The sequence below is a fragment of the Shewanella sp. 10N.286.51.B2 genome, assembly GCF_041469265.1.
Taxonomy (GTDB): Bacteria; Pseudomonadota; Gammaproteobacteria; order Enterobacterales; family Shewanellaceae; genus Shewanella.
Genome location: NZ_JBFRKH010000023.1, coordinates 39930 through 52784, shown reverse-complemented (window position 1 = coordinate 52784; position 12855 = coordinate 39930). Strand labels below are relative to the sequence as shown.

The following is a 12855-nucleotide window of genomic DNA, read 5'->3' as shown; positions in this document are numbered from 1 at the left end:
AATCAATAGTTGTTATTGAGTGGAAGATTATTTTAACTCGTCAACAAATGCTTCAGCACGACCAATGTAGTTGGCTGGCGTCATTGTTTTAAGTTCAGCTTTAACGTTATCAGGTAACTCTAGACCATCGATAAAGACTGCAAGTTGATCGCCGTCGATACGCTTACCGCGGGTTAACTCTTTTAATTTCTCGTATGGCTTTTCAATGCCGTAGCGACGCATCACTGTTTGTACTGGCTCTGCTAATACTTCCCAGTTTTTATCTAACTCAGCGCGAAGGTTTGCTTCATTCACTTCAAGCTTGCTGATGCCTTTCATTGTTGCTTGATAAGCAATTAATGAATGCGCCATACCAACACCTAAGTTACGCAATACTGTTGAGTCAGTTAAATCTCGCTGCCATCTTGATACAGGAAGCTTTGCGGCTAAATGCTGCATTAACGCGTTAGCAATACCTAAGTTACCTTCAGAATTTTCAAAATCAATTGGGTTAACTTTGTGCGGCATGGTTGATGAACCAATCTCGCCAGCGATAGTGCGTTGCTTGAAGTGACCTAATGCAATGTAGCCCCAAATGTCACGATCGAAATCGATTAAGATGGTGTTGAAACGGGCAATAGCATCAAATAACTCAGCGATGTAATCATGGGGCTCAATTTGAGTGGTGTATGCGTTCCAGTTAATACCTAAACTTGTCACAAAGCGTTGTGACAGCTCATGCCAGTTAACTTCTGGGTAAGCAGAAAGGTGAGCATTGTAGTTACCCACAGCGCCATTGATTTTACCCATGATTTCTACTGCATTGATTTGGTCTAGTTGGCGTTCTAAACGAACGGCAACGTTAGCCATTTCTTTACCCAGCGTAGAAGGCGAAGCCGGTTGACCATGTGTACGTGACATCAATGGTACTGATTTGTTGTCTCTTGCTAATTGCTTAAGCGCATTGACAATTTCTAGACACTGAGGCGCTAATACTAATTCACGTGCTTCTTTAAGCATTAATGCGTGAGATAAGTTATTAATATCTTCAGAAGTACAAGCAAAATGTACGAATTCGTCGATTGCAACTAATTCAGCGTTATCTGCAATTTGTTCTTTGATGAAATACTCAACCGCTTTAACGTCATGGTTAGTGGTTCTTTCAATCGTTTTAACGCGCAAAGCGTCTTCTTCACTGAAGTTATCCTTAATGCTATCTAGTAACGCTAATGCGTCTTCACTAAATGGCGGAACTTCTTCAATCTCTGGGCAACTTGAAAGTAGTTTTAACCAGTTAATTTCAACTTGAACACGGTATTTTGTTAAACCGAATTCGCTGAAAATACCTCGTAGAGAGGTGGTTTTACTACCGTAACGACCGTCTATCGGCGAGATAGCTGTCAGTGCAGAAAGATCCATTTGAAGCTCCTTGATGAACTTTTATTGTAAGTTGGAATATTTGTAGGGTGAATCGTTAATTATTTTTACGGCTACTGATAGCGGTATCCACAATGGCTTTACGGGCAAAAACTAAGTGACGGCGTTTGCCTCCCAGTTGTCGCCATAAAACGGCACTGCGCATCGCTGCTAGCAATAAAGCACGAATTTTTTGTTGTACTTGCGGTTGTTGTAAATAAGCTGGATTCCCAGAAATTTGCAATTTAGGTCCCAGTTCACTGATGGTATCACTGTAAATACTGGCAAGACTGGCGATGATTTGTTCATCAGTAATCGCAAAATGGTGTAGTTGTCGATGCACTTGGTTGATGCGTTCAGCTAACATGCCTAAGCCATTTGCTGAGCGAGCCAGTTTGCGCTCCAGTGCTAACATACCAACAAGGTAGCGGGTGGTTTCCACATCCTTGCTATTACCATCACCCAATTGGTTTTCAATGAGCTGATAACCTTTATTAAGTGCTTGCTTATCGGTATAGATATCACTAATAGAATCAGGATCTGTGACCATGATGGTGTTCAGACTTGCAGCAAGTGCGCTTTCATCTGAATCACCATGACGAGCAATATGTTGTACTTGAGCAATAGCTTGTAATATTCCGGCAAACGCCATAGTGCGTTCAAATAAGACTTGGCTCACAGACTATCCTCTAATTAAACAATCAATGATTCCGCCGCCAAGGCAGACTTCACCATCATAAAATACTGCAGATTGCCCCGGCGTTACCGCAGCAACGGGTTCATCAAAAATAACCCTTAAGTTACTGTCATCATCATAAGTCACAGTGCAGTGCACATCTTGCTGACGATAACGAGTTTTAACGGTAATTTTTGCTGGTGCGCTTGGGCCTTTGCGGTCAACCCAATGTAATTGATTGACCAACATGCCAGTAGACATTAACCGTGGATGCTTACCACCTTGGGCCACAACGAGCACATTGCGGGTTAAATCTTTATCAACCACATACCAAGGATCATCGTTACTATTTTTCAAGCCACCAATACCCAGACCTTTACGCTGGCCTAGTGTGTGGTACATCAATCCTTGGTGGGTACCAATCACTTCACCTTCATCAGCGGTTTCAATATCACCAGGCTGAGCAGGTAAGTAGGTTGCTAAAAAGTCAGTAAACTTGCGCTCACCGATAAAGCAGATGCCAGTACTGTCTTTTTTATCATGGGTGATTAAGCCCATTTCTTTGGCGATATCACGAACTTGGTGTTTTTCTAATTCGCCCACAGGGAATAAACTTTTAGCCACTTGCTCATGACTAAGGGTATAGAGGAAATAACTTTGATCTTTATTGCCATCAACACCACGTAACATTTGAGTTCCGTCAGCACTGTCATAACGGCGAACGTAGTGGCCCATAGCAATATAGTCAGCATCAAGAATTTCGTCAGCGAATTCTAAAAATGCTTTGAATTTGATTTCTTTGTTACAGATGATATCGGGATTTGGGGTACGACCTGCTTTATATTCCGCTAAGAAATACTCGAAAACATTGTCCCAATACTCTGCCGCAAAGTTAACTGTATGAAGTTCAATGCCTAATTTATCACAGACGGACTGGGCATCTTTTAAGTCTTCAGAAGCCGCACAATACTCATCGGTATCATCTTCTTCCCAGTTCTTCATGAACAATCCTTCTACTTGGTAGCCTTGCTGCATAAGCAAATACGCAGAAACAGAAGAATCTACACCGCCGGACATGCCAACGATGACTTTTTTACCATTTGGATTGGGAGTACTTAATGTCATAAAACCTAGAAACCATGAGTGTTTGGGTAGTTAGAGATTATAATGTGGTCGCCGTTAGTGCATTTCAAGTGCGCTGACAAATGAACCTATAAATCTCCAAAATGTGCGGCGCATATTCTATCATGCATTATTGGTTGCGGCTATGATCTGCAGTTCACTATTAATCAGTGATAATGGGCTGTGGGGTTTATGTAAATAGTCTTCAATAGATTTGAGTACTAATGGGCTGCGAAGTTGATTTTGACGGGCTTTTACCTGTTCTATAGTTAACCAATGGCAGGCACTAATAGCAGGATCTGTTGGGGTGCATTCAACGCATTTGTTTACTTGTGCGCAAAAAGTAAATCGCATAAAAGACAATGCGTTTGATGCACTAAATTGGTAGATGCAAACGAGTGCCGAAATAGTAATATTTAATCCGGTTTCTTCTTTTACTTCCCGAATGCAGGCATCAATGATGGTTTCATTGGCTTCTAAATGCCCTGCAGGTTGGTTAAAGCGCACTTCACCATCAATAATTTCTTCAACTAATAAAAATTTATTATCACAATGGATAACACAAGCAACAGTGGTATTGGGTTTATAACGTGGTTTCACCATGACTTATCCTATTGCCTAAAAATCTTGTGTGACAGATTAACTTTCTTGTTTGTGGACTTTATATTCACCACAATTAATGTCATCTAAACTCCATTGACCTATTTTATAGCGAATTAATCTTAAAGTAGGGTGGCCGATATGCGCGGTCATGCGTCTCACTTGTCGGTTTCTGCCTTCACAAATTTGAATTTCTAACCAGGTTGTTGGAATAGACTTTCGCTCACGCACTGGCGGGGTTCGCTCCCAAACCGCAGGTTCATCGATTACTTTTGCTTTTGCTGGCAAGGTCATGCCATCTTTTAGTTCAACCCCTTGGCAGAGTGCTTTTATTGACGCTGCATCTGGCTCACCTTCAACTTGAGCCCAATAAGTCTTAAAGGTTTTCTTTTTCGGCTGGGTCAATTTCGCCTGCAGTTTACCGTCATTAGTGAGTAGCAATAAGCCTTCACTGTCTCTATCTAAACGTCCTGCAGCATAAACGTCTTTTACTGGAATAAAATCTTTTAAGGTTTGGCGACCAGATTCATCGGTAAATTGACATAAAACATCAAAAGGTTTGTTAAACAACACAATTACGGGATCGGATACTGGCTTAGCTACTGGGCGTTTAAAGCCTTTTTTCATTGGGCGAGTTGATGTTGGGGATGCAAATTTATTACTGAAACGTTTTGGTTTGCCATTGACTGACATATAAAAGCCTTTAATGATGAAATTGATTCATTTTGTATAGTTTACTCGGCATTGGGCCTTAGTGGAATTTGAATCTTGCACATAATGGTCTATGATGTTGGCCTAAAAATGTGATCTGTACCCGTTTTTAAAAAACAAGCAGCCACTATTTATTTTTCAAATTTCATATGGATTTGTGCCGCAAAATTACACTTTAACAATAGATTAAAGGTCTTTTTAGGTAGATACTTATTACAATAATAATTTATAAAAACTATTTATTTCAATAATGTAGGAAAAAGCATGAAAGATAATTCTCCAACGATCATTTATACTGAAACTGATGAAGCCCCCGCATTAGCTACGCTGTCATTACTCCCTATCATCCGCACATTTACCAATGCTGCAGGTGTAAAAGTCGAGACTAGAGATATATCTTTATCTGGCCGTATTATTGCTAACTTTCCTGAAAAGTTAACTGCAGAGCAAAAAATTGCTGATGCACTCACTGAGTTAGGCCTAATGGCAAATACGCCTGAAGCTAATATTATCAAGTTACCTAACATCAGTGCGTCAATTCCACAGTTAAAAGCCTGTATCGCTGAACTTCAAGCGAAAGGTTACGATATACCAAACTACCCAGATGAGCCATCGACTGATGCAGAGCGTGAATCTCAGTCACGTTATGACAAGATTAAAGGCAGTGCAGTAAACCCGGTATTGCGTGAAGGTAACTCTGATCGCCGCGCGCCAACATCGGTAAAAAATTACGCTAAGAAAAACCCGCATTCAATGGGTAAATGGGCAAGTGATTCAGCATCACACGTTGCGCATATGAATGAAGGTGATTTTTACGGTAGTGAGCAATCAGTCACCCTGACTGATGCTGATACTGTAGATATCGTGCTAACCCAAGCAGATGGCCAAAAAGTAGCTTTGAAAACGGGCTTATCTTTATTAGCCGGTGAAGTAATTGATACCGCAGTAATGAGCAACAAAGCTTTAGTTGCCTTTTACGAGCGAGAAATCGAAGCGGCTAAATCTGAAGATGTACTATTGTCATTGCACCTTAAAGCAACAATGATGAAAGTATCAGACCCGATTTTATTTGGTCACGCTGTAAAAGTTTTCTTTAAAGAGGTTTTTGACAAGCACCAAGTGCAGTTTGATGAATTAGGCGTTGATGTTAACAATGGTTTTGGTGATGTATACGCAAAAATTGCCACATTACCAGAAGCCCAGCGCGCAGAAATCGAGGCTGATATTGCTGCGGTTTATGCTAAACGTCCAGCATTGGCGATGGTTGATTCAGATAAAGGCATCACTAACTTACACGTACCAAGTGATATTATTATTGATGCATCTATGCCTGCAGCTATTCGTTCTTCAGGTAAAATGTGGGGCCCAGATGGCCAACTTAAAGACACCAAAGCAATGATCCCTGATCGTTGTTATGCCGGTGTGTATCAAGAAACAATTGCATTTTGTAAAACCAATGGCGCATTTAACCCAACCACAATGGGCAGTGTGCCAAACGTCGGTTTGATGGCTCAAAAAGCCGAAGAATACGGTAGTCATGATAAAACATTTGAAATTGCACAAGCAGGTGTTGTTAACGTTGTTAACCGTGCTGGCAAGGTGTTGATGACGCATAATGTTGAAGTTGGTGACATTTTCAGAATGTGCCAGGTAAAAGATGCACCAATCCGCGATTGGGTTAAGTTAGCAGTTCGACGTTCACGTTTAAGTGCCACGCCTGCAATTTTCTGGTTAGACAGTAAGCGTGCTCATGACGCTCAATTAATCACTAAAGTTGAAGCTTATCTTCAAGATCATGATACTGACGGCTTGGATATACAAATTCTTGCACCAGTAGAAGCAACTCGAGTGACACTCGCTCGCGTTAAACAAGGTTTAGATACTATTTCTGTAACGGGTAACGTACTGCGTGATTACCTGACTGATCTATTCCCAATTCTTGAATTAGGCACTAGTGCTAAAATGCTATCAATTGTGCCGTTAATGAATGGCGGTGGCTTATTTGAAACAGGCGCGGGTGGTAGTGCACCTAAGCATGTTCAACAAGTTGAGAAAGAAGGCCATTTACGCTGGGATTCACTGGGTGAATTTTTGGCATTAGCGGCTTCTTTAGAGCATTTAAGCCAAACAGCAAATAACCCTAAAGCACAGGTGCTAGCGGATACGTTAGATATTGCTATCGGCCAATTCCTTGATAGCAATAAATCACCTTCACGTCGTGTTGGTGAGCTTGATAACCGTGGTAGTCACTTTTATTTAGCCATGTATTGGGCTCAAGCTGTCTCAGTGCAAACTGTTGATACGGAATTAGCTGCGCAGTTTACTGAACTTGCTGAGTCGCTAACATCTAACGAAGCGGCAATTGTGGCGGAATTGAATGCATCACAAGGCCCTGCTGTTGATTTAGGTGGTTACTACCGTTTAGACGCAGCAAAAGCTGAAGCTGCCATGCGTCCAAGTGCATTACTAAATCAATTTATTACACATTAAGCGTTTTTTTGTGGCTAAATTGAAGGCATAAAATTGATGCCGTAAAGCAGAGGGCTTGCTCTCTGCTTTTTTGTGCCTGTTTGCCGCCATAGCCAGTTCGACTGATTTTAATCGCACTCAGTTAATGGGATAAGCTTTCAAGGCTTGAATACTGAAACTAGGCTCAGTGAGATTTAGCCTCTGTCAGCAAATTTGTTAACGCCGGAGGTTGAAGTTGCTTAAGTTAAGATGAATTGAACCTCAGTTTTATTTACGATTAGGTGTTTTTTTAGGCAAACAGTTTAATATTTACTTTTTATTTGCCCAATAAAAAAGGCAGAGATTAAAATCTCTGCCTTTTTGATTTATAGTTTCACCGACTATTTTGTTGGTGAAATGGCTGAAGCATGCATGCCCTTTGGGCCCTGCTCAGTTTCGAAATCGACAGGCTGACCCGCTTTTAGCGTTCTGTAGCCTTCCATTTCAATAGTTGAATAATGTGCAAAAACATCTTCGCCACCCTGATCTGGGCATATAAACCCGAATCCTTTGGCGTTGTTGAACCATTTAACAGTTCCGCTTGCCATACTTCCACTTCCTTCTGTTGCCTACTTACCAGTAAGATAGTAAAACTTATTAAGAGCGGTCTACATGTGCCGCCTGCAAACAGAATGAAATTTGTACGAAAAGATGTCAAGTAAAAATTAACAAAATGACAACATTTAATTAATTTAATAATATCAATTGGTCTTGTACCAAACTAGAGGCTAGTATTAACACATGGGTAGATTAGGCAGCGTAGAGCACACTAAAGAGCGTGTTGAATCGGAGCTACAACCACCTTCAATGTATAAGGTCGTGTTAAATAACGATGATTACACACCGATGGATTTTGTTATTGAAGTGCTTCAACGCTTTTTTAACAAGGATGAACAGCAAGCCACAGACATCATGTTGGCTATCCATCACCAAGGTAAAGGAATATGTGGTGTTTTTTCATTTGGGATCGCTGAAACCAAAGTCTTACAAGTAAATCAATTTGCCAGAGAAAACGAACATCCGTTGCTGTGTACATTAGAAGCCGCATAGTGAACTTGCTGTTCACAACCGGTAACTCTGCAGTATTTGAGTATTTTTAGGGGGTGCTATGCTAAACAAAGATCTTGAAGTCACCTTGAATCTCGCTTTTCAACAAGCTCGAGATTCACGTCATGAATATATGACAGTAGAACATTTATTATTAGCATTAATTAATAACCCATCGGCTAAAGAAGCACTATTAGCCTGTGGTGCAGATCTGTCTCGTTTACACGAGGAAGTATCTAACTTCATCCAACAAACAACCCCATTAATCGCTGACACCACAGAAGAACGTGAAACTCAGCCTACCTTAGGCTTTCAACGTGTGCTTCAGCGTGCAGTATTTCATGTGCAGTCATCAGGTCGTAATGAAGTCACAGGTGCCAATGTCTTAGTTGCTATTTTTAGTGAGCAAGAGTCTCAGGCTGTATATTTACTGCGTCGCTGCGAAATAACGCGTTTAGATGTGGTTAACTATATCTCCCACGGTTTACCAAAAGACGATAGTGACGAAGAGATAAATAACCCAGAAGCCAGCGAAGAAGGCACTGAAGCCGGTGAAGATAGAAGTTTATTGGCTCAATTTGCTACAGACTTAAATCAATTATCTAAAGATGGGGTCATAGACCCACTCATTGGCCGTGATGATGAAGTTGAACGAGCGATTCAAACCTTATGTCGTCGTCGTAAAAATAACCCATTATTGGTCGGTGAGGCTGGTGTGGGTAAAACAGCCATTGCTGAAGGTTTAGCCTACCGTATCGTTAATGAGCAAGTACCTGATGTTATCAAAGATGCTACTGTGTATTCGTTAGATTTAGGCTCATTACTCGCTGGCACTAAATACCGTGGTGATTTTGAAAAACGCTTTAAAGGGCTATTAAAAGAGCTGGCCAAAAATGAACATGCGATTTTATTTATTGATGAAATTCATACCATCATTGGTGCAGGTGCCGCTTCAGGTGGGGTAATGGATGCCTCAAATCTGTTAAAACCTTTGTTATCCAACGGCTCACTTCGATGTATGGGCTCAACCACATTCCAGGAATACCAAAGTATTTTTGAGAAAGACAGGGCTTTAGCCCGTCGTTTCCAAAAAATTGATATTAACGAACCTTCGGTTGCTGAAACCACTAAGATTTTACTGGGACTTAAATCAAAGTATGAAGAACATCATGGGGTTCGTTACACTCAGGCTGCAATCAGTTCTGCGGCCAGCTTGTCAGCTAAGCACATTAATGACCGTCACTTGCCTGACAAGGCCATTGATGTGATTGATGAGGCGGGCGCTAGAATGGTGATGCTGCCAGCTAGCAAACGTAAAAAAACCATCGGTCAGCCAGAAATTGAAGCCATTATTGCCAAAATAGCACGTATTCCTGAGAAGTCCGTATCGTCTACTGACAAAGATTTACTTAAGAACCTTGAACGTAACCTTAAGATGTTGGTATTCGGGCAGGACAAAGCCATTGAGGGCCTTAGCTCTGCCATACGTTTATCTCGAAGCGGCTTAGGTGCAGAGAAAAAGCCTGTGGGCAGTTTCTTATTTGCCGGCCCTACTGGGGTGGGTAAAACCGAGGTGACTAATCAGTTGGCATCATGTTTAAACATGAAGCTTATCCGTTTTGATATGTCTGAGTATACCGAAAGACATACGGTTTCACGTTTAATTGGTTCACCACCCGGTTATGTCGGTTACGAGCAAGGCGGTTTACTTACTGATGCCGTAATTAAAAACCCGCATTGTGTGGTGCTGCTAGATGAAATCGAAAAAGCTCACCCTGACATTTATAATTTGCTGTTGCAAGTCATGGATCACGGTACCTTAACCGATAATAACGGTCGCAAAGCAGACTTTAGAAATGTGACCTTGGTGATGACCACCAATGCTGGCGTTCAAGAGTCTATCCGTACTTCAATAGGCTTTAAGCAACAAGACAACAGCCTTAATGCGATGTCAGAAATTAATAAAGTGTTTTCACCAGAGTTTCGAAATCGTTTAGATTCGATTATTTGGTTTAATCATCTTGATATGACCATTATTGCTAAGGTTGTCGATAAGTTCCTTATTGAGCTGCAAGCGCAGTTAGATGAGAAGCGTGTCACCCTCGAGGTCACTGATGAAGCGCGCACTTTATTAGCTGAAAAGGGTTACGATAAAAATATGGGCGCTCGCCCGATGAGCCGTGTTGTTACTGAGTTAATCAAACGACCATTGGCTGATGAAATCTTATTTGGCAAGCTTGAAGCTGGTGGAATAGCAAAAGTTGATGTCAAAGATAATGAGCTGGTGATCAGTTGCGAATGTGAAGAGAAAGTCTCTTAAACCTTGTTAATTATTTGGCTCAAATAAAAATGGCTATCTGTTTTCAGATAGCCATTTTTTCTTGACGTTAATCGCCTAATTACTATTACTAAAAATTACTGCTAATTCTTAGTATTTGCCAGGATAGCTAGCAAATAAAAAACCCGACATTAAAGCCGGGTTTTTAATATATGAGGCAGGATTAACGTGCGCGGAAGACGATACGACCTTTACTTAAATCGTAAGGAGTCAACTGAACAGTGACTTTATCACCCGTTAAAATACGGATGTAGTTTTTGCGCATCTTGCCAGAAATGTGTGCTATCACTACATGACCATTTTCAAGTTCTACGCGGAACATTGTATTTGGCAAGGTCTCAAGGATAGTGCCCTGCATTTCAATGTTGTCTTCTTTCGCCATTAATTGGTTACCTTTATGCCTTCAAATATAAAAAATTCGCCGTATCATGCCGTAAAAAGCGCGAGCTGTAAAGGCTTGAAACACTAAAGCATAGGTTCTTTTTCAATATGTTGCCATCCTTGAGCTGTTAAGATTTGATAAGGACGATATAAACGCTTGTAATTCATTTTACGATTTTCATCAATTTGGTAGCCTAAATAAAGAAATTGCTTATGTTTTTGCTGCGCGAGCTGGCATTGCAATAAAATCATATATGACCCTAAGGAACGTTTTGCATATTCGGGGTCAAAATAACTGTAAATTGCCGACATTGAATGCGTCATCATATCGGTTACAGCAACGCCAATGAGCTTTTGTTGATCATAAACTTCAATGAAGGTATCAGGTAGCCACTGGCAAGCAAGAAAGTCGTTAAACTGGCTCTCAGAGGGAGGATACATAGGACCATCAAAATGGCGACCAATAATATATTGTTCATATAATTGATAATGTGCCGCCGTACGCTCGTGCGTAACTTTCCAGGTTAAATCTTGATTATTCTTTAAGGTTCTTTTTTGTCTTTTGGATACCTTAAACTGGCCAACATCCACTCGAATGGACTGACAAGCCTGACAGCTAGGACATCTGGGTTTGTAAATTGAACTGCCATTACGTCTAAAACCCATTCCTAACAATTGTTCGAATAAGTTTGCGTCAAGTTCAGACTCTTGAATAACAAGTAATTGCTCTTGTAAACCGTCAATATAATTACAATCAAACGGCTGGGTTAGGCCAACGCTAATGCTTCTAGAACTCAAAATAGACCTCTTGTTGTAACCAAGTATCATCGTTAATAACTTGATTTCGTAATTGTTTTAGTTGAGCTAAAAATGCTTTTCTGGGAACGTCTACGGCGCCTAAATTGGCTAGGTGAGGGTTCATAATTTGTGCATCAATGAGTTTAAAACCCTTGTCGAATAAATGCTGGTTGAGCATAGCAAAGGCCGCTTTTGAGGCATTAGATTGACGATGAAACATTGACTCGCCACAAAACACGCTTCCCACTGCAATGCCGTATAAGCCGCCAACTAGCTCATCATTATCCCACACTTCAATTGAATGTGCTTTTCCCAGTTTATGCAGCTGTATATAGGCCTGCTGGATGTCAGATGAAATCCAAGTGCCTTGCTGTGTGAGCCTAGGTTGTGAGCAAGCATGGATAACCTCAGTGAAGGCTTTATTAATACTAAAGCGCCATGGACTTTTTTTGAGCAGCTTTAACATACTTTTATTTACTGCATGTCGCTTGGGGATAAAAATGGCTCTAGGATCTGGTGACCACCAAAGGATGGGGTCGTGTTCATTAAACCAAGGGAATATGCCTTGATAGTAGGCTTCCACAAGGCGTTGCGGGCTTAAATCACCACCAACAGCTAGTAAACCATTGGGATCTGACAATGCTTGTTGTGGATCAGGAAACAAAGGCAGTTTATTTAAATAGGACAGTGAGTTCACAATTGAGTATATTAATGAGTAGACCTTATGCATACGTTAGCGGAATTTTGCCTATGTTGAAACTCACAAACTGTTCTCGAGCACTTTTTAGTGCGATTTTGTTTATCTTAATCTCAGTGCCAGCAAGTGCGGCCTACGACCGAAATCAAGCTGTCCCAGTAGAAAAGGTTGTCTACGGCCAAGTTGAATCAATTAAACATGTCACTCAAACCCAGTTGGTGGAAGATCGAAATGTTGGCTGGAAAACATTTGGCGGCGCCTTGGTGGGCGGCGTTATTGGCCATCAATTTGGTGGTGGCTCAGGCCAAGATGTTGCAACTGTGCTTGGTGCGTTAGTGGGCGGCGCTGCTGCAAATCAGTATGGAAACACGACCAGAACATTAGAATATAAACTCATTGAAATGATGATAAACCTTGATGATGGTAGCCAAGTGATGGTGATTCAAGATCAAGATCCTGGCATGGCATTTAACGCAGGTGACGAAGTGAGGGTGGTTTATCTAAAAGGCTATGTCAGAGTTGATTTAGCCATGTAAGTCTGGATGTAATTTACACAATAAAAAAGGAGCCTAAGCTCCTTTT

The 12855-nt window shown here is 41.1% G+C and carries 13 protein-coding genes; 4 read left to right on the top strand and 9 right to left on the bottom strand.

Features of this window, described 5'->3' with window-relative positions:
- Positions 1–27: 27 nt before the first annotated feature.
- The 5 genes from purB to AB4140_RS06810 all read right to left on the bottom strand — a co-directional run bounded on the left by purB (position 28) and on the right by AB4140_RS06810 (position 4486).
- A complete protein-coding gene (gene purB / locus AB4140_RS06830; RefSeq protein WP_102437878.1) occupies positions 28–1398 on the bottom strand; it encodes an adenylosuccinate lyase in 1371 nt (456 codons plus the stop codon).
- Between the two features lie 55 nt (positions 1399–1453).
- Entirely contained in the window at positions 1454–2074 is a 621-nt protein-coding gene (gene hflD / locus AB4140_RS06825; RefSeq protein ID WP_076536241.1) for a high frequency lysogenization protein HflD, read from the bottom strand.
- Positions 2075–2077: 3 nt separating this feature from the next.
- A complete protein-coding gene (mnmA, locus tag AB4140_RS06820; protein ID WP_372000318.1) occupies positions 2078–3196 on the bottom strand; it encodes a tRNA 2-thiouridine(34) synthase MnmA in 1119 nt (372 codons plus the stop codon).
- Between the two features lie 120 nt (positions 3197–3316).
- Positions 3317–3796: an NUDIX hydrolase gene (locus tag AB4140_RS06815; protein ID WP_372000316.1), complete on the bottom strand. Its 480-nt coding sequence runs from the start codon at positions 3794–3796 to the stop codon at positions 3317–3319.
- A gap of 36 nt (positions 3797–3832) precedes the next feature.
- Positions 3833–4486 (bottom strand): rRNA large subunit pseudouridine synthase E, encoded by a 654-nt coding sequence (locus tag AB4140_RS06810; protein WP_102477245.1) that lies wholly within the window; start codon positions 4484–4486, stop codon positions 3833–3835.
- A gap of 282 nt (positions 4487–4768) precedes the next feature.
- On the opposite strand from AB4140_RS06810, the gene AB4140_RS06805 reads away from it, so the two are divergent.
- Entirely contained in the window at positions 4769–6994 is a 2226-nt protein-coding gene (locus AB4140_RS06805; protein WP_372000314.1) for an NADP-dependent isocitrate dehydrogenase, read from the top strand.
- A 359-nt stretch (positions 6995–7353) separates the two neighbouring features.
- Here AB4140_RS06805 and cspD read toward each other — a convergent pair whose 3' ends face one another.
- On the bottom strand, positions 7354–7560 hold the full coding sequence (cspD, locus tag AB4140_RS06800) for a cold shock domain-containing protein CspD (RefSeq protein WP_055024439.1): 207 nt from the start codon (positions 7558–7560) through the stop codon (positions 7354–7356).
- A gap of 193 nt (positions 7561–7753) precedes the next feature.
- On the opposite strand from cspD, the gene clpS reads away from it, so the two are divergent.
- Both clpS and clpA read left to right on the top strand, forming a co-directional pair.
- A complete protein-coding gene (clpS, locus tag AB4140_RS06795; protein ID WP_102437870.1) occupies positions 7754–8062 on the top strand; it encodes an ATP-dependent Clp protease adapter ClpS in 309 nt (102 codons plus the stop codon).
- Between the two features lie 58 nt (positions 8063–8120).
- The gene (clpA, locus tag AB4140_RS06790) at positions 8121–10379 is read left to right on the top strand and encodes an ATP-dependent Clp protease ATP-binding subunit ClpA (protein ID WP_102437868.1); all 2259 of its coding nucleotides are present in this window, start codon (positions 8121–8123) and stop codon (positions 10377–10379) included.
- Positions 10380–10560: 181 nt separating this feature from the next.
- Here the strand turns inward: clpA and infA are convergent, their stop codons facing one another.
- From infA to aat, 3 genes are all read right to left on the bottom strand, one after another.
- Entirely contained in the window at positions 10561–10779 is a 219-nt protein-coding gene (gene infA, locus AB4140_RS06785; RefSeq protein WP_011496276.1) for a translation initiation factor IF-1, read from the bottom strand.
- A gap of 83 nt (positions 10780–10862) precedes the next feature.
- A complete protein-coding gene (locus AB4140_RS06780; RefSeq protein WP_102437866.1) occupies positions 10863–11606 on the bottom strand; it encodes an arginyltransferase in 744 nt (247 codons plus the stop codon).
- A complete protein-coding gene (gene aat, locus AB4140_RS06775) occupies positions 11566–12273 on the bottom strand; it encodes a leucyl/phenylalanyl-tRNA--protein transferase (protein ID WP_102437907.1) in 708 nt (235 codons plus the stop codon). Before aat ends, AB4140_RS06780 begins: the two co-directional genes overlap by 41 nt.
- A gap of 53 nt (positions 12274–12326) precedes the next feature.
- On the opposite strand from aat, the gene AB4140_RS06770 reads away from it, so the two are divergent.
- Positions 12327–12809 carry a glycine zipper 2TM domain-containing protein gene (locus AB4140_RS06770; protein ID WP_102437864.1) on the top strand — a complete coding sequence of 161 codons (483 nt, stop codon included), beginning with the start codon at positions 12327–12329 and terminating at the stop codon, positions 12807–12809.
- Positions 12810–12855: the final 46 nt, after the last annotated feature.

What these genes read in the sequence shown, in the direction of transcription:
- purB (WP_102437878.1), bottom strand. Translation starts at nt 1,398, where the DNA reads ATGGATCTTTCTGCACTGACAGCTATCTCGCCGATAGACGGTCGTTAC.
- mnmA (WP_372000318.1), bottom strand. Translation starts at nt 3,196, where the DNA reads ATGACATTAAGTACTCCCAATCCAAATGGTAAAAAAGTCATCGTTGGC.
- AB4140_RS06815 (WP_372000316.1), bottom strand. Translation starts at nt 3,796, where the DNA reads ATGGTGAAACCACGTTATAAACCCAATACCACTGTTGCTTGTGTTATC.
- AB4140_RS06810 (WP_102477245.1), bottom strand. Translation starts at nt 4,486, where the DNA reads ATGTCAGTCAATGGCAAACCAAAACGTTTCAGTAATAAATTTGCATCC.
- AB4140_RS06805 (WP_372000314.1), top strand. Translation starts at nt 4,769, where the DNA reads ATGAAAGATAATTCTCCAACGATCATTTATACTGAAACTGATGAAGCC.
- cspD (WP_055024439.1), bottom strand. Translation starts at nt 7,560, where the DNA reads ATGGCAAGCGGAACTGTTAAATGGTTCAACAACGCCAAAGGATTCGGG.
- clpS (WP_102437870.1), top strand. Translation starts at nt 7,754, where the DNA reads ATGGGTAGATTAGGCAGCGTAGAGCACACTAAAGAGCGTGTTGAATCG.
- clpA (WP_102437868.1), top strand. Translation starts at nt 8,121, where the DNA reads ATGCTAAACAAAGATCTTGAAGTCACCTTGAATCTCGCTTTTCAACAA.
- infA (WP_011496276.1), bottom strand. Translation starts at nt 10,779, where the DNA reads ATGGCGAAAGAAGACAACATTGAAATGCAGGGCACTATCCTTGAGACC.
- AB4140_RS06780 (WP_102437866.1), bottom strand. Translation starts at nt 11,606, where the DNA reads ATGATACTTGGTTACAACAAGAGGTCTATTTTGAGTTCTAGAAGCATT.
- AB4140_RS06770 (WP_102437864.1), top strand. Translation starts at nt 12,327, where the DNA reads ATGTTGAAACTCACAAACTGTTCTCGAGCACTTTTTAGTGCGATTTTG.